This is a genomic window from Phaeodactylibacter xiamenensis (assembly GCF_965229835.1).
Lineage (GTDB): Bacteria > Bacteroidota > Bacteroidia > Chitinophagales > Saprospiraceae > Phaeodactylibacter > Phaeodactylibacter xiamenensis.
The window spans coordinates 1,841,478-1,864,707 of sequence record NZ_OZ245931.1 but is presented as its reverse complement, the minus strand read 5'-3'; the positions used below and the strand labels follow the sequence as shown (position 1 = coordinate 1,864,707).

Below are 23,230 nucleotides of genomic sequence, written 5' to 3'. Positions count from 1 at the left end.
GAATGATATAGGGTGTACGCCACCCAACCGCCTGGAACGGTCCTGTAGCGCATAGGAATAAAACGCCAGAGGATTTTTTTTGTTGCTGGCCGCCCGAAACGAAGGCCGCCTTAGCAATGCTAAAGCGGCCTTTGGTCTGCTAAACAGCGCGTTAAGCGATTCTGCTAACGGGACAACTGTACGTCTCCCTTGAAGTGCTCAACGGTGCCATCAATGAATTCGATCTCTGCATGCCAGGCAAAAACCGCATTGTTCATCTGTTCACCCCGGAAGGTGCCGTCCCAACCGTGCTCCGGGTTGTTAGGCGAGAGGTTGTAGCCTTCAAATACAGGCTCTCCCCATCGGTTGTAAATCCGGAATGCCCGGATGTTTTCTATAACGCCGCTGCGGGCAAAAATATAGAACAGGTCGTTGGTGCCATCGCCGTTTGGCGAGAAGGCATTGGGTACATAAACCGTTTGAGTCCGGTCTACAAACAGGCGGAAAGGTGCCTGATCAATACAGCCGTTTTGACTGACTACCGTGACCAGGTAATCCGTGGTGCGTAGCGGTCGGGCGGTCGGGCGCAGGCAATCGTCGCAGCTGAGTGAACCTGGATTAGACCAGAAGATGTCCGCAATTTCACCCGGTATAAGGTTGGTCTGCCCGTTGATGGTGTAGCTTTCGCCAAACTGAATCGTTGCCTCGGCAGGTTCAATAATGGCTACTGTGGAGTCGGGCTGAATGATGGCGGCGCTTGCTTCGTAGGTGCAGCCGTTCTCATCGCGTACAATCAGTTCGTAGTTGCCGGGCGTCACGTTGGCAAAAATGCTGCCTGCCTGATAGGAGTCTCCTCCGTCAATAGAAAACTCATAAGGTGGCGTTCCACCCGTAACCTGCGGGAACCGTATAGTGCCCGGATCGCCGAAGCAGGGCGGTTGGATAAGGTCGAAGCTGGCCTCCGGAACGGGTTGGGTCACGAGTACCTGATCCTGAGCTGAACACCCATTCTCAGTATTGGTAACAAGTAGGGTATACAGTCCCGGTGCGTTAATCACGGGAGCCGAGGTCGTGGTCCCGGAGGTGAACCCACCACCAATTGTCGTCCACTGATAGGTGATGTTCGGCCCTTGCTGTGAATTGGAGCCGTCGAGATTGGCGGTGTCCTCCCAGCATTCCAGGACGAAGGTGTTGCCAGCTTCTGCTACCGGGGCAATAATATCCTGATCAACGACTACCTGATTGCTGTTGGAGCAGCCGGTGAGCATATTCTCAATCGTCAGGTCGTAGGTGCCTGGCTCATCGATGGAAACGGCCAGGCTGGTGGTCGAGCCCACGAAGTTTCCATCCAAAGTAGACCAGTTGAAGGTAAAATTATCGCCTTGTGTACTGGCACTGGCATCGAGCAACACCGTCTCTACGGCACAAGTCAGTATACCTGGTGGCGTGAATACTACACTCGGAAGGTTCACATCCTGTGTGATTTCCACCGCATCCATGGCTGTGCATTGATTGAAGTTGTTGGTGACGACCAGGGTGTAAGTGCCCGGCAAGTTGACAGCAGGATTGAGGGTGCCGCCACCATTGAGCACGCCTGGCCCCTGCCATTCGTAACTAAAACCGCCAGTGCTGGACCCGGAACCACTAAGGGTTAGGCTGGGGCTGTCGCAGTTGAGTTCGGCGGTGGTACCTGCTTCTGCCACTGGCGCCAAAGTGTCCTGCACAACGGGAATCGTCAGTTCGCTGCTGCAGAAGTTGGCGGTATTGGTCAATACGAGAGTGTAGGTACCGCCACTGCTCACGGTAGGGCTATTGGTCTGCCCACCTGAGATAATCTGTCCGTTGGAAGTGGACCAGTTGTAGTCAAAGTCGGGGCCACTACTGGAGGCACTGGCATCAATTGCTACGTTGGTCACGGCACAGGTCAAAGTGTCTGGCGTGAGGGCTGCCACCTCGGGAGTGATGGTGTCTTGTTCGACAACAATACTGGCAAGCGCATCGCAACCGTTACTGGTATTCTCAATCAGCAGGGTGTACTCGCCGGGGGCATTGATAGTGGGCTGCAGGGTTTGGCCGCCACTGTTGATATTGCCATTTGGTGTGGTCCAGGTGTACTGGAATTCGGTACCCTGGCTGCTGTTGCCGGCCTGGAGTTGCTGAGCGGTCAGATCACAGTTCAATACCTGTGGATCGCTAATGGCAATGGTCGGGGTAATGGTATCCTGTGTAATAGCCACCACATCCGTAGCCGCACAGCCATTGAAATCGTTGGTCACGGTAAGCGTGTACATACCCGGCTGGTTGACTTCGGGCGAAAGCCCATTCGTGCCGCTGAGCAGTCCGGGGCCATCCCAGTTGTAGGTAAAGCCGTTGGTACTCGACCCTATACCGGACAACGACAGCACCGGGAAGTCACAATTGAGTTCCTGTGGGCTACCGGCTTCGGCTACCGGAGCTATGGTGTCCTGCACTACACTGACTTCCAGAGTACTGATGCAGTTATTTTCTGTATTGGTAAGCGTTAACAGGTAAAGCCCTCCGCTGCTGACCACTGGAGTAGGGGTGTTGGTGCCACTCTGAAGGATACCATTGCTGGTACTCCAGTTGTAGTCAAAGACCGGTCCGCTGCTACTGCCGCTAGCGTCGAGTTGCAGGCTGGTAGTGGTACAGGTTAAAGTATCAGGAGTGCTTGCTGCAACTACCGGAGGCGTGATATCCTGGCCGACTTCAACACTTTGGCTGCTGGTGCAACCATTGTCGGTATTAGTGATCAGGAGGTTGTAGGTCCCCGGTGCTCCAATATTGGGCTGTAAGGTGTTTGCGCCTCCGGTTATGCTGCCGTTAGACGTCGTCCAGTTGTAGGTAAAGTCGCTACCCTGGCTTGAACCCGTGGCGTTCAGCAATTGCTCAGTAAGCGCACAGTCGAGCATTTCGGGCGCATCAATAGCGATTGCCGGTGGCGTAATATCCTGGGTGACCAGGGCTTCATCGGTGGCACTGCACCCGTTTGGGATATTGATAACTTCCAGTAAGTAAGTCCCGGGCACTTGTACTGCAGGATTCAGCCCGCTGGTTCCGGAAGCCAATCCGGGCCCTGACCAGTTATACAGGAAGCTGCCCTGACTGGAGCCGGTGGCGTCCAGGTTGAGCAAGGTGTCTGTGCAGGTCAACCGGATGGGGGCACCAGCATCAGCTACCGGCGAAAGCGTATCCTGTAGTACCTCGATGCTAACTTGTTGCTGGCAACCATTGCTGTTGTCAGTGACCAGAAGCGTGTAGGTGCCGCCGCTGCTGACCGTTGGATTAAGCACATCTTCGGGGCTGTCCAGCTGCCCGTCAGGGGTGCTCCAGGCATAGGTGAAGCTACCGCCCTGACTGGAACCGCTTGCATCTAATTGCAGGCTGGTTGTGGTACAAGTCAGCACATCAGGAGCCAGAGCTGTTGCTGTTGGCAAGATGGTATCAATGGAGACTTCGACTTCATCCAGCGCTTCACACTGATTGTCAGTATTAAGGACGGAAAGCTGGTATAGCCCGGGCTGATTGGCCTCGAAAGTCGGGCTGTCTGCACTGGCAATCGGAGCTCCGTTCAGAGTCCAGGTATAGACCAATGGGCCATCCTGGCTGGTATTGCTGCCGCCAATGCTGATACTACTCACATCGCAGTTCAGAATGCCGTTTGTTCCGGCATCGGCCTGAGGTACAGCAGTATTTTCCACTACGGTCACCGCTTCCGTTACGGTACACAGGTTGTCAGTATTGGTAATTTGAAGCGTGTAGGTACCGGCCTGAAGTGCCGTTATGGTCGGGGCGTCTGTCGCCTCGTTAAAATTACCATCCGGCGTGGACCACTCATAAATCAGATTGGGGCCACTGTCGGAATTGCTGCCATCCAGGGATGCCGTTGGGCTGTCACAGTCAATTTGCGGATCCGCATCAACAGTGATGGCAGGCAAAGCAACGTCCTGATCAATGCTAACGCTGCTGCTGTTGGTACAGCCATTGGTCTCATTGATGACTTGCAGGGTGTAGGTACCCGGTGCATCAATGGTAGCATTCAGATCGTTGCTGCCAGTTGCGATATTGCCATCCTGTGAGGTCCAGGCGTAGGAAAGGGGCGCATTGCCACTGGCTGAGGCCTGCAGGGTATAAGTGGTCTCCGCACAGTTTAGCGTAGTGGCTGGGCCCGCATCAACCGTTGGTATTTCCACGTCCTGACCGACCTCCACGCTGATACTTTGTGCGCATTCATTGGTGGCGTTGGTCACCTGAAGAGTGTAAGTGCCTGGCGTATCGGTGGACAATTCCGGTGTGGTAGCTCCGCTCAGCAGGTTCCCGTTGGCGGTGCTCCATTCATAAATCAGGGCGGTACTGTTGGCTGTTGCACTGCCGGAAAGTGCGATGATCGTATCTGCACAAGTCAACGTTGCGGGCGGTGCGATGGCCACTTCCGGCAGTAAAGTGTCAATTTCCACCAGTGCGGTTATCGTGTTGCTGCAACCGTTTTCAGTGTTTAGTACCTGTAGCTGGTAGGTCCCTGGCTGATCAATACCCGTCAGTTGATTGATATTGGAGCCAATAGCGGAGGAGTCCGGGGCGGTCCAGGCGTAGCTGAAATTAGGCCCACTGCTGGAGGAAGATCCGTCAAGCGTAATGCTGGCTGTTCCACAGTCGAGCACCTCAGGGGCAGCAATAGCAGCTTGTGGGATAGCGATATCCTCCTGCACCATGACTTCAGCTGTGGTGGTACAGCCATTGACGGGGTCCGTAACCTGCAAGGTATATAGGCCGGGCTCGGTAATGCTTTGCTCCAAAGGAATGCTGTCGGTTGGCATCAGCCCGGAAGGGCCATTCCAGGTCAGAATGTTCTCGCCGCTATTAGTGGCCGCACTACCGAGCAGCAGGAGGCTGTCGTTGTAGCAGTTGAGTATGCCCGGCGATGGCAGGCCCACCTGTGGCGAAAGGGTGTCAATGGCGACCAAAAAAGTGGCGGTGTCATAACAGGCAATGCTCGGCGCTGAAATGATTAATTGGTATTCGCCCGGCGCATCAATAGTAGGCGTCAGGGTAGTGGCTCCGCTGAGGATGTTCCCATCCGGAGTAAACCAGTCGTAGAGGCCATCCGGGCCAAGATTGGAATTCCCGGCATTGAACTGCAAGGTAGGGTTGTCGCAATTCAGTACTTCAGGACCTGATATAATGGCAACGGGCAGGTTGTCATCCTTCAGAATAGAGACAGTATCTGCCGCTGTGCACCCATTGAGAGTATCGGTTACCTGTAGTTGGTAGAGCCCGCCTGCGTTCACTATTGGGTTTAGGGTATTCCCCCCACTGACAATATTTCCATCGGCAGAAGTCCAGGTATAGACATAATCGCCGGTGTTGCCCATGGCGGTAGCGGATAAGGATACCTCCGGCTCTTCGCAGGTGAGTTCACTGCCCGGGCCTGCATCAATGGCAGGGACGGTGGTGTTTTCCGTGATTTCCACGGCGCTGCTGCTACTGCAGCCGTTTTCATTATTTGTAATGAATAAGTTATAGGTGCCTGGCCCATCCACAGTAGGGGAGAGGCTGTTAGCACCGTTGACTACTGCAGGGCCCGACCAGGAATAGGAAAAGGCGGGCCCGCTGCTGCTGCCGTTAGTATTGATTTGAATTTCGGGTGCATCGCAGGTGATAGTACCCGGAGACAGCACTACGTTTGGCGCTGCATTATCGGCTGCAACGGTCACAGTATCGTAGGCGATACAACCATTTACGGTGTTTGAGATGGTGAGAATGAAATCGCCACTCTGCTGTGCAAAGGCGGTCAGCCCATCCGTTGGAGGCAATCCCGGGCCCGACCAGGAAGCTGTAAATTCAGGGCCTGTGGATGAACCCGTGCCATCCAGTGTGACAGCAGGCTGGAAGCAGGTCACGGTATCCGGGACATTGGAATCCACCGTTGGCAAGTCAAAGTTTTCTTCCACTATTGCAGAAGCTGTAGTGGTACACCCTTCATCATCCGTGACCGTCACAAAGTATTCGCCCGCCTGAAGATCAGTGGGGTCCTCGCTGCTGGCACCATTGCTCCAGTTGAAATCGTAGCCCGGCGAACCTCCGCTTACCTCCAGATTAATACTGCCACCATTCGGATTCAGGCAGTTGACTCCTTCTGTGGAGGTGATGCTTGCTGATACCGGCATGGGTTCTTCCACTTCCACCTGAACGGTATCCGTACACCCAAACCCATCGACGATGTAGGCCTCATAAGTGCCGGGGGCAAGATCTGTTAAAGAGTTGCTCTCATCGGGCAGGGGCTGGTTATTGGTAACATCATACCAGCTAAAGAAAAATGGTGGAGCACCACCACCCACATTTATCGAGATTTCTCCATCTGTGGCACCAGTACAGGAAACAGGCTCGGCATCCACCTGAGGATTGAGATCGAGCAGCTCTATAAAGGCAGAGCCCTGAACCTGCCCAATACAAGTAGGGTAGGCCTGAGGCGCAACATATTCCGCCTGATAAAAGCCAGGGGAATTGACTTCTATGATTAGCGGGTTTTCTGTGGCGACGATATCTGGTTGGGGAATACCATTCAGGGAATAGGCAAAAAGCCAGGGCCCATTCCCCTGAAAAGTCACCTGGAGTTCTGCAGTGAAAGGAGCTTCACAAAACTGCCCCTGCCCGGTAAGGGTAGCTTCTGATGCACCACTGACGGTTACCGTCGCATCTGTTGTTGCTGTAAGGCCGCACTGATCGGTGACAGTGACGGTGTAGGTGGTCGTTTCGTTGGGCGTCACCGTGATTGCAGAACTGGAGGCCGCATTGCTCCAGGTGTAACTAAAACCCGGGATGCCTCCGCTGACTGCTGCAGCCAGCGATGCGGGCTCTCCGGGGCAGACTTCAACAGGAGGGACCGTCACATCAAGGGGCGGGCTGTCCTGAATAATGAGTTCAATGGTGCCATTAATGCAGGAGCAGGAATTTTGAATCTCAAGGATAATGGTTTCCTGGCCTTCTACGATATTGTCTGCAAAAACATCAATTGGAATCTGTATGGTAGACTGCCCGGGGAAGGCGGTTACGGATAACGGGAAGCCTGCATAATCTACACCCGGTGTTGCTGTGCTGTTTGGCGAAACAATCAGGTCAACGACACGGGTAGTAGACAGGTCGCCACCTACATTAAGCGAAAAATAGCCATCTGAACAGGCCTCATACGTGATATTGCTGTTGGTGGTGGGAGAAAAAGCTTCACCCGTTGCAGTACCACCGGCAGCGAAACTGTTGGCTTCAAGGAATACGGCAGAGTCATAGATGCCATCGCCCACATCACCTACCAAAAGCCGGATGGTGTAGGTTTCGCATTCCTGCACATTAGCGATCGCCGTGAGCACTTTGGTAAAGCCATCAAACTCAATATCGTTGTTGATGGTACCTGCCCCGCAACTGCCCGAGTTGGGTACGAAGAACACGCTATTGTCCTGGTCATTGATATTATCGATGGTCACCCCAATGTTTGAACCGGGCAGTACGGCGATATTTTCACCATTGCCGGTAAAGCCGCCATTGATGCCGGGGCCGCTGATGAAAAAACCAAAAACGTCGTTGTAGCCGGCATCTACGAATTCGCAGTACTCTTCCGAAGCGAAGACATAGTTGAAAGTGATGTTGTCTACAGTGGGGGTGAACTGGAATTCGATACCCGTTGCATCAAATACGGTATTGGAGCCTGCCAGGTCTGCAAGGTCAGGATGGCTGCCTCCGCCCATGTTGTTGCCGGTACTGCCGGAGCTATTGGGGCCGGTGGCAGCACTGGCATTACCACTGGAGATGATGACGCCCGAGTTAATACCCACTGAGGAGGCGCCCATGCCAAATTGCCCGGCGCTTGAAGGGCTGCCAATCAGGGTGACGTTGGACACATCGAAGCAGTTGCCACCGATAAAAACATCCTGGATGAGTGTCAATGCATCCACACCGGGGCTTACGGTCAGGCCGGCCATGCGGTTTTCGCCGGGAGGCCGCTCACAGGATTCACAACTAACAGACAGGATAAAACGGGCCTTTAGTGCTCCCGGGGCCAACTGCGTAACCGGAATGCTCTGGCAGGCTGATACAGCGGTAAAGCTGTAGGTGATTTCAGGAGTGCCTGCTTCTGAAAGAAAACGAACTTCGCCACCTTCCTGTGCCTGTGGGCTCAGCCAGAGCTGGTATTGCTCTCCGGGCTGCAGCTGGCAAAGGGTTAGCGCAAAAGGGCCTTCTGCCTTTGTGGACAAGCGATGCCTTGACCTTGTGCCTTCCAGCTCCACCACAATGGGGTCAGTGGTGGCTTGCAAAATTGAAGTAAGGAAGAGCAAAAAGAAGGGAGTTAGTAAAAGTTTTCTCATATTCCGAGTTTTGGGTGATGGCACACCGTTTGTACTGTGCTTAATTGTCGTTTCCTCATCTTAGGGTAAAATAGTCGCTACTCCACAATAAATATACGGTTATTTCCGTAGCGCAAAAAAAATAGGACTGATCCTTTGCCGGTCCAGCCCTATTTATATGGTTTATGTCGCAATTTGTGCGCTAGCGGAACAGTTGCAAATCCCCTTTGAGGAGTTCTACACTTCCATCGGTGAATTCGATTTCGGCAAACCAGGCCAGCACACTGTTCCTGACTACTTCTCCATGGAAGGTGCCGTCCCAACCGTGGGCGGGGTTATTGGGAAGGAGGTCATCGCCTTTAAAGACGAGCGCTCCCCAACGGTTATAGATTTGGAAGGTACGGATGTTTTCTACAGTCCCGGCCCGTGCAGCGATATAGAACCGGTCGTTGCTGCCATCTCCGTTTGGAGAAAAGGCATTGGGCACGTAAACGGCCTGAGAACGGTCTACAAACAAACGGAACACGGCCTGATCCGTGCAGCCATTTTGGCTGATAATGGTCATCAGGTACTCGGTTGTGCGCTGCGGACTGGCGACCGGGCGTAGACAGTCCTCACAATCCAGCGTATTAGCATTGGACCAGAAAACCTGAGCGATGTCTTCATCGGGGAGGTTCGTCTGTACATTGATGGTGTAGTTTTCTCCAAAGGCAATAGTGGCTTCAGCCGGCTGAATAATGGCAATAGTGGAATCAGGTTGGCTTATAAAGGCGCTGGTTTCAAATATGCAGCCGTTATTGTCCTTTACAAGCAGGTCGTAATTGCCGGGCAGCAAGGCCGCAAAGCTTTGACTCTCCTGATAAGTTGCCCCCCCATCCACAGAATACTGGTAGGGAGGCGTACCACCGGTGGCTTGCTGAAACTGAATGCCGCCCGGGTCTCCGTGGCAGAGTGGCTGCTGGAGCTCGAAGCTGGCCTCAGGATTCAACTGGGTGACAATCACTTCATCCTGGTCCGAGCATCCATTTTCTGCATTGGTAACTAGTAGTGTATACACACCGGCAGCACCAATGTCTGGCGAGATTGACGTGGGCTCTGATGCGAACTGCCCGCCAACGGTAGACCATTGATAGGAGATATGGGCGCCACGGTCTGAGCCAGCGCCATCCAGGCTTGCCAAAGTTGCACCACAGTTGATTACAAAGTCATCCCCGGCATCTGCGGTGGGCGGGATCGTGTCTGCTTCCACATAGATCTCCCCCGAATTCGTACATCCGGTTTCCAGGTCTGCTATGGCCAGGGTGTACACTCCAGCGGCATTAACGTAGGCTGTAGGCCCATCCGGCTCTGTAGCGAATTGCCCATCCTGAGTACTCCATTGCAGTAAGAACCCTGTTCCATGGGTGCTATTGACCGCACTCAGCTCAACGGTGTCAGCCAGACAAGTGAGCCTGGGCGGCAAATCAAAATTGACCTCCGGAAGGTCATTCAACTGTATAGCAGCGGTAGTTGTCGCTGTACTGCCGCATTGATCGGTCACGGTCAGGGTATAAGTTACGGTGCCGGTGGGCTGCACCGTAATATCAGGGCTGGAGGCACTGTTGCTCCATTCGTAGCTGTACTCCGGAACACCTCCCAGCACCACAGATTGCAGTGATATGGTATCGCCGGGGCATATTTCCGCTGGCAGGGTAGAGGCTTCAAGCGGGGCGCTGTCCTGAATCCATAGCTCCACTGTCCCGTTGGTGCAGGAGCAGGCGTTTTCAATTTCCAGAATAATGGATTCCTGCCCTTCTGTAAGGGTATCGGGAAATACATTCACAGGAATCTCAATGGTAGATTGCCCCGGCAACGCCTGTACAACCATGGGGATACTATCAAAATCCACACCCGGAGTAGCAGTGCTATTTGGCGATAAGGTAAGGTTGACCGTTCGCGTGGTAGATAAGTCCCCGCCCACATCCAGACTGAAAAAACCATCGGAGCAGGTCTCGTAGGTTGTATTCTCATTGGTAACAGGGGACAGGGCGGACCCGGTGACGGTGCCTCCTGCAGAAAAGCTGTTGGCCTCTAAAAAAACAGCAGAATCGTACAGCCCGTCGCCAACATCTCCGACGAGCAGGTTAATAGTGTAAGTTTCACAGGCCTGAACCTCGGCAACCGCAGTAAGCACTGTAGTGAAACCATCAAACTGTATGTTATGGTTGATGGAGAAAGTCCCACAGCTCAGAGAATTGGGGACAAAAAAGGCTGAATTGTCGCCGTCGTTGATGTTGTCGATGGTCACCCCAATGTTGGAACCGGGTAAAACGGCAATATTTTCCCCATTCCCCGTAAAACCGCCATTCAGCCCCGGGCCGCTGATGAAAAACCCAAAAACATCATTATACCCGGCGTCCACAAATTCGCAGTATTCCTCAGAGGCAAAAGTGTACCGGAAAGCGATGCTGTCAACGGTTGGCGTAAACTGGAACGATATCCCTGTGGCATCGTAAAGTGTATTTGATCCGGCCAGTACTGCCAGGTCCGGGTGGCCGCCACCGTCCATCTCATCTCCGATATTCCCCGTGAAATTAGGCCCCATCGCGTCAGAGGCATCGCCACTGGAAATGATCACGCCCGATTCGATGCCGATCGAGGAGCTGCCCAGCTCAAACTGCCCTACACTTTCTGTACTGCCGATCAGGCTGACACTGTCTACATCAAAACAGTCGCCACCAATAAAAACATCTCTTATCAAATTGGACGCGGCAATGCCTGAGGTTACCGACAGGCCATTAGAACGGGCGCCTGTCGACCTGCTGCAAGATGAACAGCTGACAGACAGGACAAAGCGGGTGTTTTCAGCGTTTGGTGTCAACTGAGCAACCGGAATAGACTCATAAGACTGAGACGCTCTGAAGCGATAAGTTACGGTTGGTGCTTCATCCTCAGCCAGAAACCTTACCGTACCGCCCTGCTGTGCCTGCGGGCTCAGCCACAGCTGGTAGTCTTCTCCGGGCTTAAGCTGTCGCAAGACTAAAGAGAAAGGCCCGAAAGCGGCTGTTTGGAGCCGTTGCCGAAAGCGGTCCGCCTCTACATCGACAACTAAAGAATCGGTGGCAGCAAAAATGGAGGGAAGCTCCAATAGCAGGAGCAGGAGGAATAGTGTAAATCTTCTCATCTCGGTTTTTTGGCTTAAAAACTCAAAATACAGGCAAGGTGCCGAAGGGGCACTTCCTGGTTTTTGGTGAGATTGAGATAGAAACTGCTATTCCGTCTTAAAGATAGGACGATTTCACCAACAAAAAAAATAGAGCTGACCCCAAACGGAGCCAGCTCTTATTTTTAGCCTTAAATTGCTATGATTGCAGGATTCTAGCGGGCCGTTTCTGCAGCCTTAGAGAACCCTTTTTTATCGGATTTAGTATCCTTCGCCCGAAGCTCGCCTGTCAGGTCTGACATGATTGGCGTGGCCACGAAGATCGAAGAGTAGGTACCAACGAGGATACCGACAAGCAATGCGAAGGCAAAGCCACGGATACTCGCACCACCGAAGAAGAACAGGATGGCGACCACAAACAGGGTCGTCAGCGAGGTGATGATCGTACGGCTAACCGTGCTGTTGACGGCGCTGTTGATCACTTCCTCCTTAGAACTCTTCGTATAGTTGTTCAGGAATTCCCGGATACGGTCGAATACAACCACGGTATCGTTGATGGAATAACCGATCACAGTCAGAATAGCTGCGATAAAGGCCTGATCAATCTCAAGTGAGAAGGGCAGGATGCCGTGGAAGATGGAGAAGATACCCATAACCACAAGCGTATCGTGGAACAGGGCGGCTACTGCACCAAGGCTGTACTGCCACTTGCTGAATCGGATGAAGATATACAGGAAGATAAGCAGCAGAGCGAAAGTTGCCGCGTAGAATGCGCTCGACTTGATGTCATCCGCAATCGTCGGGCCCACTTTGCTTGAACTCTCTACGTGCGTGCCATTTCCATCCGGTGCCTTGAACTGCTCCAGATCAATATTACCGCCAGTGATGCCGTTGACGCCGTTGTACAGCGCCATCATCACTTTTTCATCGGCATCATCATCAGTGGATTCCACCAGGTAGTCGGTCACGACGTTGTAGGTGTTTTCCGTATCCACAGACTTCACAATGGGCTCGTTGCCTTCGAAGGCTTCCGTCAGTGCGGAACGCAGTGCAGAAGCTTCCACTTCAGCGCCCTCGATCGTCACATTGTAAGAATAACCACCTTTGAAGTCCACACCCAGCTCAAAGCCACGGGTCGCCATAGAGACCAGGCCTGCCAGGATGATCGCTCCTGAGATGATGTAAGCCATCTTACGCTTGCCCAGCCAGTCGATAGACAGGTCGGCGAAGGCATTCTTGGATAAGCCAGTGGAGAAAGACATGGAACGCTCCTTGTTCTTCAGCCACTGATCGATCATGAGGCGGCCTACCAATACGGCTGTGAACAGCGAGGAGAGTACACCAATGATCAATACAACTGCGAAGCCTTTGATTGGGCCGAGGCCGAAGTAGGCGAGAACGAATGCCGTCAGCAGGGTCGTAACGTTGGCATCGATGATAGCAGAATAGGAATTCTGGAAACCATCGCTTACCGCCATCAGCAGAGACTTGCCTTCCCGCAGTTCTTCCCGGATACGCTCGTAGATGATCACGTTGGCATCCACTGCCATACCGATCGTCAGTACGATACCGGCGATACCAGGCAGCGTAAGGACTGTGCCGTAGGAAGCCAGTGCACCGAAGATGAAGAAGATGTTCAGGATCAGTGCCAGGATGGAAACGATACCACCACCGCCGTAGTAGGCGATCATGAAGAGCAGTACGAGGATAAAGCCAACCGTCAGGGCAATCGTACTGTTGCGGATGTTCTCCTCACCCAGGGAAGGTCCAACCAGGGACTCCTGAATAATTTCTGTATCCGTAGGAAGCTTACCGATCTGCAGGATATTAGCAAGGTCCTTGCCTTCCTGAATACTGAAGCTACCTGTGATCTGAGAGTCACCGGTCAGGATAGGATTGATAACACGTGGTGCAGACACCACTTCATCGTCCAGTACAATCGCAATTTCGCGGTTGTTATCCTGTGCAGCTTCTGTTGTCAGTTGTCCCCAGATTTTAGCGCCGGTATTGTCCATTTTCAGGGACACGGCCACCTCATTGGTCTGAGGGTCAGGGTTGGCACTTGCATCTACTACGTGATCACCGGTCATAGCCGCTTTGCCATCACGCGATGGCTTCAGGGCATAGAGTTCGTAGTTGTCCGTGACTTCATTGGTCTCGAAGTCCTTCATGGGGTCTTTGCCCCAACGCAGCACCATATCCCGTGGGAAAAGCGACTTTACATCCGGCTTCGCCAGCAGGCTATCGATGTAGCGGCGCTGGTTTTTCTTGGCAAAACCAAGAACAGCCAGTCCCTGAGCACCAGTGGTGTTGAGGGTCAGCGCTTCGAAAAGCGGGCCAGACTGAGAAGCACTGCCATAGATGGTGTCAATGCTTGTAATCTCGCCGGCAATCACGTTGCCCAGAGAATCCGTAGCGAAAGTAGTATCAATACGCAAGATTTCCCGGTCAACCGAACTGCCGCTCATAGTCTGAGCCAGGCGCTGATTAGCCTCGATAAAGGCTTGTTGAACACCTGGGTCGCTAATGCGGAATACGTTGTAGAACTCAAGCTTGGCCGCCGCCTCCAGGAAAGTACGGGCACGCTCCGGGTTGTCGATACCCGGCAGCTCCACGATGATAAGGTCGCGGCTGGCATCCAGAGAAACATTAGGCTGGGTAACGCCCAGCTTATCAATACGCTCCTTGAGGAGCTTAAAGGTCAGGTCTACTGTTTCGTCTGCCTTGGCGCGAATCACACGAACCACTTCACCGTCACCGGTTTCGTAGTTGATTTCATCACGAAGGGCTTCGTTGCGGGTGAAGATCGGAGCGAGTTTCTTATCGCCCTTTACTTCGTTCCATGCGTCGAAGAATAGAGAAACAAAGTCGGCCTGTTCGGTTTTCTGCGCTTGAGATGCTCGGTTTAACGCTTCCTCAAAAGTCGGGTCCTTGCTGTCATTAGCTAACGCTCTGATAAATTGCCGCAGATCAACTTGCAGCACGACGCTCATACCTCCCTTGAGGTCGAGGCCGAGGGCCAGTTGCTGTGACTTTAATTCCTGATACGTGTAGCTCTTCAGCAGAGGGATTTTAAATACCTCTTCCGAAGACATGGAGTCCAAAAACTCCGCGCGCTTCATCTTGAAGGCGGTCTTCTGAAGGTCTTCCGATAGGTTTGAGGTCGACGCGCGTGCGTACTCTTCAGCGGCTTTCTCAACTTTCTGCGTAGGCAGGATGAAAAAGTACTGTACGAGCGTTACGATCGTCATGACCACAAGGAAGAACTTCACTACTCCTTTTCCTTGCATAACTCGAAGTGACTTTTAGAAAATGTTAAAAAATGAGCATCTGTCTTTCTAATCCAAACACCTAAGTCGCTGATAAATAGGACTTTCTAAGTGTCCTTTAAAGAAAAACTGCGCAAATATACGCGTTTTGAGGCGCTAATGAAATCTTGTGGTCGAAAAGTTAAGCCAATGGGCTTCATGACCTCAGTAATTAACGGTTGTTAATCCCGGGGTCAGTAGGGGAGCAAGCTAGTCCCGGTACTGCCTTTGACTTATCCTTTCTCATCAGCCTGCTGTAAAAGGCTGAATCCGGGCAAATACCCGAGTCAATTCCCAAATGATGCCACGAGCCTTTTCCGGTTTTCCGGATTAGGGCTCGTAGCTTCTTTGTTTCACTTTATCGCTGACAGGCGCACTGTGTGGGCATGAGCGAATTGATATCCGTCATGGTAGGCCAGGCATTGCCGCTGCCTTCCAGCTCAAAGTAGAATGGCTTGCGCTTCCGGTCGTAGTTGCCGGTCTCGTTCAAAGTTGCTGCATCGTAAAGCCGCCCGTTCACCATAGTATAGCGGACAGACTCAGAATTCCGGATGTTTTCCAGCGGGTTTTCATCCAGGACGATCAGGTCGGCCAGCTTACCGGCTTCCAGTGAACCAATCTGATGGTCCATCCCCAGGTATTTGGCACCGTTCATAGTGGCGCACCGCAGTGCCTGATGATTGCTCATGCCGCCCTGTTCCAGCATCCAGAGTTCCCAGTGGGCACCGAGCCCCTGCAGCTGCCCGTGGGCACCGAGGTTGATGTTGACACCGCTGTCCTGCAGCTTTTTCAGGGATTTGGAAGTCAGGATATGTCCGTTTTCGTACTCCTCATCGGGGATCATCGTCCGGTGGCGGGCCCGGGCATCTACCACTGCTCTGGGGGTGAAGGTGAGCAGGCGGTCCTTTTCCCAAACATTGGTTTTTTGGTACCAGTAGTATTCTCCGTTCACACCGCCGTAGTTGACGATTAGGGTAGGAGTGTTGTGGGTCTCTGTTTGGGACCAAAACTGCACCACATCATCGTAAAGCGGGGCGACCGGGATGTTGTGCTCCACACCGGTATGGCCATCGGCCACCATGCTCATGTTGTGGTAGAAGAAGGACCCGCCTTCAGGGACTACCAGGATATCGAGTTCCCGGGCAGCCTGCATGACCTGTTGCCGCTGCTCCCGACGTGGCTGATTGTAGCTCTTGACAGAGAAAGCGCCGAAGGCCTTGGTCCGGCGGATGGCTGATCGGGCATCGTCCAGATTATTGATGACCGCCTTAAAGTCTCCATCTGCACCATATAATATGGTACCAGTAGAGAATAGTCGCGGGCCAACTGTTTCTCCAGCTTTGATCATCTCGCTGTGGGAGAAAATCATCTCTGAGTTGGAAGAGGGGTCATGCGCTGTGGTGACGCCATACGCAAGATTGGCATAGTAATACCAGTTTTGCTGTGGGCTAAGCCCGTAGCGGAAATCACCGAGGTGCCCGTGCACGTCCACCAGCCCGGGCATAATTGTCTTGCCCTTGCAATCGATAACTTTGGCAGATTTTGGCACCCGTACCTTTGTGCCTACGGCTTTGATGAGATTGCCTTCCACCAGTACAGTCCCCTTTTCAATAACCTCATCGCCTTTCATGGTGATAATCCGGGCATTGGTAAAGGCTACGGTGCCTTCCGGCCGGTCGGCTTTCAGCTCCAGCCCGATGCGCAGCCCAACGGTATCCATAGGCGGCAGGCTGTCGAGGCTGCCTTCCAGAAAACTGAAGCGTTCGGTGAGGTCGTCGCTAAACAGCTCTTCGCCCAAGGTCCAGTACAGGCGCTTGCTGTCTTTAGACCAGTGGATATTGATACCGGCATCGCGTGCGACCTGTGCTACGGGCACGGCTTTGGTTTTGGCACTCAGCCCAACTGACTGCCCGGTATGCGGCATGGGCGCTACGTACACCTTGTGCAGCTCTGACCATGCCACCCATTGGTTATCGGGGCTGGGCACGAAGCGCTGCGCGTATTTGCCGTCGAAGTGTTTTTTGTCGTCACTGCCATCGGGTTTGATGGAGTGGTAAGCCTTGGTGATGCTGCCAAAAAGGTAGCCGCCGGTCTGATAAAAGATTCGGCTGCCATCGGCACTGAAGACCGGGTATTCGCCCTGAGGATTGACCAGCGTGGGCTCGCCTCCTTTGACAGGCAGGGTGTAAATACCGGGTTCCTTGCAAAAAGCATACCCCTGATGCGAGTTCCCGCCATCTTTGCGGTAGACGATGGTTTGGCCATCGGGGGAGAACTGTGGTGTGCGGTAGATGCCTTTTTCGGTGGTCAGCTGCGTTTGCTCACCCGTTGCCAGGTCAAGCAATTGAATGCTGCCCATTTCCTGATCGTTCCAGGTGACGTAGGCGAGCGTTTTGCCGTCTGGCGAAAAGGCAGGCTCAAACTCAAGGTCTGAAGCACCCGTCAGGCGCTCGGGCGTGCCATCGGGCAATGCCTTCTTCCAGAGGTGACCAACAGCGGAGAATACCAGAGATTGCTCATCCGGGGCAGTCACGGCGTGCCGGATGACCTTGGCGGTAAATTGCTCATCGAAGGCGTTGTTCTGAAAGCGGACGGTTTCCTGGAAGCGGTGTTTCGCTGTAGCTTTGAAAGGGATTTCGGTGGCCTCGCCGGTAGCGACTTCCACCTTCCAGATTTTGCCCTGTCCCCAAATCACAATATGCTTGTCGTCTGGTGTCCAGTCATAACCGGTATACACCCCAAAAATAGCCCAGGCCTCCTGCTGATCCTTGCTCAGTCCCTTGAAGAGGGGGAAGTTCTGCCCGGTAGCCAGGTCGTGGATAAACAGTACAGACTCGGTACGGATCCGGCGCACGAAGGCGAGCTTTTTGCCATCGTGGGAGACCTGTGGGCGGCAGGCTCCGCCCGGTCCCGAGATGAGGGTCTTTTCCTCTCCCTTTTCCCGGTCGTACCGCTTGATAACATAAATCTGGCTGTTCGGGTCTTTGTTGTATTGGAAATAGCCGCCCGGGTACATGTCCTCACTGTAATATACGTAGCGGCCATCGGGTGAAACGGCAGGCTCGTTGACATCCTGCTGATCGTTCTTGCGCTCGGTCAGCTGAAAGCCGCTGCCACCGGTTTTGTGGTACATCCACATCTCTCCGGCACCCAGTGAACGCGAAGAGGTGAAGTGCTTGCGGGCAACGAAATACTGCCCGTCAGGCATCCAAACCGCATTATTCAGCAGGCGAAAGTCTTCTTTTGTCAGCTGTTTGGCGGCACTGCCATCGGCATTCATCACCCAGATGTTATCGCCCCCACCGGCATCAGAGGTGAACAGGATTTGGTTCCCGTCCGGGCTGAACCGGGGCTGTACTTCCCAGGCCAGGCCACCGCGCAGGAGCTTCGCTTCCCCTCCCGATACAGGCATGGTGTAAATGTCCCCCAGAAGATCGAAAGCGATGGTTTGTCCATCCGGGCTTACATCGAGGTTCATCCAGGTCCCTTCGGTAAAGGTCAGTTCTTTTTCGTGGTGCGCTCCGGAGGGGTTATTGACGTCCCAGCCTTTGTCTTCTTCCTGTGCAATTAGGTTGCCGGTGACCAGGAGCAGCAACAATATCAGTCGTAAATTCATTATCTGGTTAGTTTGTATGCAGAAATTTTGAGCTTGCAAGTCTATGAAAAAATTACCTATTATTGTTGTTCTTGACCTAACCATCAGAAAATGACCACCCAAATCACTACCGCCCCCAACCGGCAGGAAATCAAGTCCTTATTCGAAAAGCAGCGTGTCCATCAGTTTGTGGTGGCCCGGACTACCGCCCGCGGGCGCATCCAGAAGCTCCAAAAGCTCAAGTCCGCCATTCTGGAGCGGCGGCAGGCCATCCGTGATGCTGTGTACGCCGATTTCAAGAAGCCGGCTGCTGAGGCTGACCTGACCGAGATCTACGCCATTACTACCGAAATCAAACATACAGCCCGACATCTTAAGAAATGGATGAGCCGGCACTCTGTAGGGACGCCCCTGCCATTCCTCGGCAGTTCCTCCTGGGTGCAGTACGAGCCCAAAGGCGTTTGCCTGATCATTGCGCCCTGGAATTTCCCGCTACAGCTGGCTATTGGCCCCCTGGTTTCGGCTATTGCGGCCGGGAACACGGCTATTGTGAAGCCTTCCGAGCACACGCCACATACTTCGGCTGTGGTGCGGGAAATCGTGGAAGCGGTTTTCGAGCCGGAGGAAGTCGCTGTAGTGGAGGGAGCTGTGGAGACTGCTTCCGAGCTGCTGAAATTGCCTTTCAACCATATTTTCTTCACCGGCGCCCCGGCGATTGGTAAAATCGTGATGCGGGCAGCGGCAGAGCACCTGGCATCGGTCACGTTGGAGCTGGGCGGGAAGTCACCGACCATCGTTGATGAAACAGCGGACCTCAAAGCTGCAGTGCGCCGCATCGCCTGGGGGAAATTCCTGAACAGCGGGCAGATTTGCATTGCCCCGGATTACCTGTTTGTGCACGAAAGCCGGAAAGACGAGTTCGTCCGTTTGATGGCCGCTCAGCTGAAAGCCTTGTATGGAGAAGATGCCGCCCAATCCGGTGCCTACAACCGGATGGTCAACGGGAAGCACTTTGAGCGCGTGGCAGGCTACCTGAAGGACGCAGAGGAGCGGGGCGCGGTGGTGGAAATCGGCGGGCGGCAAGACCCGGAAACAGACTTTATCGAACCTACCCTGGTCAGCAGCGTGCCCGATGATGCCGATTTGATGCAAGAGGAAATCTTTGGCCCGGTGCTGCCCATTCGCACTTTCCGGGATTTATCTGAGCCCCTGCAGGTCATCAACGAAAAGGAAAAGCCTCTGGCCCTCTACATTTACAGCAAGGACGAGCGAAACATTAAGCGTATTATTCAGGAAACACGGGCAGGGGGCACCTGCATCAACAACAACGATGTGCATTTCATGCAGCCCAATCTGCCCTTCGGCGGCTCCAACAACAGCGGTATCGGTAAAAGCCACGGTTGGTATGGTTTCGAGGCATTTTCCAATGCCCGTGCCATTTACCGGCAACATCTGCCCGGTGCACTGGAGGTGCTCATGCCGCCTTATACCGATTTTAAGCAGCGCCTGATCGACTTAACGCTGAAGTGGTTTTGATTCTGTAGGGTGCCAGACATTCCGGCGATCTCTAAACCTTTTGGCGGGGTCTATCCTTTACATTCGCAAAAAAACAACTGAATTAGTATGAAGAGGACGACCCTGTTGATGCTGCTGTGGCTGAGCGGGCTTACCGCCGGTCTGGCGCAGCAACGCAATTACTGGAAAGACACCGCAACACCTGCGATTGGCTGGGCACAGCGCCTGATTGAACCGGAGGCTGCCCGGATTGTTGACATCGATAAAGCCACTTTGGAGGAGCTGCTTGAAGCCGCCCCGGTAGAAGGCAGCGTTACTGCTGCTCAGTCGGATTTTATTTTCACTCTGCCCACGCCAGATGGGGGTACGGAGCAGTTCCGGCTGGTCAACTCGCCCATCATGGCGCCCGGACTGGCCCGGCAGTTCCCCGGTATGCGGACCTTCCTGGGCAAAAGCCTGGACGACGGGCATGCCCTTGCCCGCATCGATTACACCCATAAAGGCTTCCATGCGATGGTGCTAAAGGGCAGCGATACCTATTATATAGACCCGTTTTACCATAACTACGATCATAGTGCACATCAGGTGTATTTCCGCCGGGATTTTACATCAGAAGAGACTTTCAACTGTGAGGTGGATCATGCGGAACCCATTGCCGGAAATACTGGCGGGAGCAGCGCTTTAGTGGGAGAGGAACTGCGGACCTACCGTTTGGCAGTAGCTGCAACGGGCGAATATACCCAGTTTCACGGTGGCACGGTGGCCGATGCTATGGCTGCTATTGTCACCACTATGAACCGGGTCAATGGCGTATACGAAACGGACATTTCCTCCCGGATGATCCTGATCGACAGCAACCATCTTATTGTCTACACCAACAGCGGCAGTGATCCTTATTCGGGCGGTAGCGGTGCTCACCTGGGGCAGAATCAGACCAACCTGGATACGACAATTGGTAATGCCAGCTATGATGTGGGCCATGTTTTCCATCGGGCTGGTGGGGGAGGAGTAGCTTCCCTGCGCTCGGTTTGTGATGATGAAGATAAAGCCCGGGGCTTTACCTCACAGTCGGTACCGGTAGGCGACCCCTTCGATATTGACTATGTAGCCCATGAGCTGGGGCACCAATTTGGCGGCAACCACACCCAAAACAACAACTGCAACCGGGTGTCTTCAGCTGCCATGGAGCCCGGCAGTGCCTCTACCATCATGGGGTATGCAGGGATTTGCCCGCCGGATTTGCAAAACAACAGCGACCCCTACTTCCATGCTATCAGCCAGGAGGAGATGATTGAGCATACGATTTTCGGAGGGGGTAACACCTGCGCAACAATTATTCCCACCGGTAATACGCCACCGGTAGTGGAAGCCGGAGAGAACGGGCTGTTTTTGCCCGTTTCCACGCCCTTTGAGCTCACGGGTACCGCAACAGACCTGGAAGGCGACTCCCTGACCTACTGCTGGGAGCAATTTGACCTGGGGCCATCCGCTCCACCCAATAACCCGGAGGGCAACTCGCCAATTTTCCGCTCCTTCGAGCCCACTACAGACTCCACGCGTGTGTTCCCACGCCTGCAGGACCTGGTTGCCAATACCACCACGATTGGTGAATATCTGCCGGACTACAACCGGGGGCTCCGTTTCCGGCTTACAGTGCGGGACAATCATGGCTTTGGTACCGGGATCAGTTTTGATGACCGTACGTTCAATGTGACTGAGCAGGCCGGGCCGTTCCGTGTACTCACACAGAATACGCCTGATACCTGGGAAGCAGGCAGCCTGCAGACAGTGGAATGGGACGTAGCCAATACCAATGTGCCTCCCGTAGCCGCCACCGGTGTAGATATCTTTCTTTCTGCAGATGGCGGGTTTACCTATCCCTATCAGCTGGCAGCAGGCGTGCCCAATGATGGTGCGGCACTTATTACCGTGCCAGATACGCTTTCCGGAACTGCTTTCCGGTATAAAATCAAAGCTGCGAATAACGTTTTTTTTGATATTAACAATGCGAATATTACAATTGAAGCGGTCACTGCGCCCGGGCTGGCCTTAGGCACGGAGAATGCCGAAGCTGAAGTCTGTGCTGGCGAAACCGCAGTCTACACGGTACAGGCGCAACCAATTTTAGGGCTGGCTACTGAGGTGGAATGGACGGTGGAAGGCCTGCCGGCATCGTTTTCCGTTGCGGTTATTGATCCGGTTACCCTGCCAGCCGAGGTCAGTGTGGAAGTCACTACGGTCAACGGCTTAACTACCGGTATTTATCCTTTTCAGTTGATTGGGAATAGCGGGGCAGCTGCGGACACGCTGGAGTTGGAAATCTCCTACGCTGCTCAGGCTCCCGGTGCCATAACGCTTCTGGCTCCGCAGGAGGGGAACAATAACACCCCGGTCACGCCTACTTTTACCTGGGCATCGAACCCTGATGCTTCTGCCTATGATATTGAGGTGGCGGCTGATGCTGGCTTTGCAGATATTCTGCTTGCCGCTGAAAGTATTGCAGATACCTTCTTAACCGTGACGAACCCTTTACCTGACAGCACTACCTTATTTTGGCGCGTCAGAGGGCGGAACTCAGCCTGTGGAGCAGGTAGTTTTACCATTCAGTCTTTCGAAACAGAAGGGCTCCGTTGTGAAATCTTTGAAGCTACGGATGTCCCGATTGATTTGGGTGCTCCCGGTCCCTTCGTAACCTCGCTGATCGAGGTGGAAGCCGATGCCCCGGTCCGGGATGTCAATATTGTTGAAATAGCAGGAAATTACAGTCCGCTCGATCGTATTGACTTCCGTCTGCGCGGCCCCAACGGTGATCTGCAGGATATATTTGTCGATAATGACTGCTCAGGTGGCTTCCTGTTCAATTTCTCAATTGATGATGCAGCCAATAGTGAAGTGCCCTGCCCACCTATAGGCGGCCCTTACCGTCCGGCAGAGCCTTTGGCGGTGTATAATGGTGCCTCTGCAGCAGGAGCCTGGCGCCTGGTGATGTTCAAGACCGGGCAGAATGGCTCGCTGGCACGTTGGTCGATTGAAATCTGCTACGGAGTGCCCATCATGACAAGTATAAGAGAAACACAGGCTGCCGCAGCGCTGCAGGTGTTCCCCAACCCGGCTCAGGAAAGAGTCACTGTAGCCTTTCCAGCAGGGGCACAGGTGCAGGGGCAGGTTGAGTTATTCAGCGCTACCGGCCAATTGCTGAAAACCGTTCCCATTCAGCCGGGCGACCGTGAGATCAGCCTGTCTGTAGACCAGTATCCTACGGGTCTGTATACTTTGGGATGGCGGAGCAGGGACGGCGCTATGCTAAGCATACAAAAACTGATCATTCAGCGATAAG

General features: G+C 53.6%; 6 protein-coding genes. 2 read left to right on the top strand and 4 right to left on the bottom strand.

Annotated elements, in window-relative coordinates; translation table 11 throughout:
- Positions 1-164: 164 nt before the first annotated feature.
- From ACO08I_RS06825 to ACO08I_RS06810, 4 genes are all read right to left on the bottom strand, one after another.
- The gene (locus ACO08I_RS06825; protein ID WP_421948884.1) at positions 165-8,354 is read right to left on the bottom strand and encodes a choice-of-anchor L domain-containing protein; all 8,190 of its coding nucleotides are present in this window, start codon (positions 8,352-8,354) and stop codon (positions 165-167) included.
- A 181-nt stretch (positions 8,355-8,535) separates the two neighbouring features.
- A complete protein-coding gene (locus ACO08I_RS06820; RefSeq protein WP_421948883.1) occupies positions 8,536-11,496 on the bottom strand; it encodes a choice-of-anchor L domain-containing protein in 2,961 nt (986 codons plus the stop codon).
- Between the two features lie 194 nt (positions 11,497-11,690).
- Positions 11,691-14,765: a protein translocase subunit SecDF gene (gene secDF, locus ACO08I_RS06815; protein ID WP_282779303.1), complete on the bottom strand. Its 3,075-nt coding sequence runs from the start codon at positions 14,763-14,765 to the stop codon at positions 11,691-11,693.
- A gap of 376 nt (positions 14,766-15,141) precedes the next feature.
- Entirely contained in the window at positions 15,142-18,399 is a 3,258-nt protein-coding gene (locus ACO08I_RS06810; RefSeq protein ID WP_421948882.1) for an amidohydrolase family protein, read from the bottom strand.
- A gap of 90 nt (positions 18,400-18,489) precedes the next feature.
- Between ACO08I_RS06810 and ACO08I_RS06805 the strand changes: the two genes are divergently transcribed.
- The gene (locus ACO08I_RS06805; RefSeq protein ID WP_421948881.1) at positions 18,490-19,914 is read left to right on the top strand and encodes an aldehyde dehydrogenase family protein; all 1,425 of its coding nucleotides are present in this window, start codon (positions 18,490-18,492) and stop codon (positions 19,912-19,914) included.
- Positions 19,915-20,001: 87 nt separating this feature from the next.
- Positions 20,002-23,229: a reprolysin-like metallopeptidase gene (locus tag ACO08I_RS06800; protein ID WP_421948880.1), complete on the top strand. Its 3,228-nt coding sequence runs from the start codon at positions 20,002-20,004 to the stop codon at positions 23,227-23,229.
- The last annotated feature ends 1 nt before the right edge of the window (position 23,230 follow it).

What these genes read in the sequence shown, in the direction of transcription:
- ACO08I_RS06810 (WP_421948882.1), bottom strand. Translation starts at nt 18,399, where the DNA reads ATGAATTTACGACTGATATTGTTGCTGCTCCTGGTCACCGGCAACCTA.
- ACO08I_RS06805 (WP_421948881.1), top strand. Translation starts at nt 18,490, where the DNA reads ATGACCACCCAAATCACTACCGCCCCCAACCGGCAGGAAATCAAGTCC.
- secDF (WP_282779303.1), bottom strand. Translation starts at nt 14,765, where the DNA reads ATGCAAGGAAAAGGAGTAGTGAAGTTCTTCCTTGTGGTCATGACGATC.
- ACO08I_RS06800 (WP_421948880.1), top strand. Translation starts at nt 20,002, where the DNA reads ATGAAGAGGACGACCCTGTTGATGCTGCTGTGGCTGAGCGGGCTTACC.
- ACO08I_RS06825 (WP_421948884.1), bottom strand. Translation starts at nt 8,354, where the DNA reads ATGAGAAAACTTTTACTAACTCCCTTCTTTTTGCTCTTCCTTACTTCA.
- ACO08I_RS06820 (WP_421948883.1), bottom strand. Translation starts at nt 11,496, where the DNA reads ATGAGAAGATTTACACTATTCCTCCTGCTCCTGCTATTGGAGCTTCCC.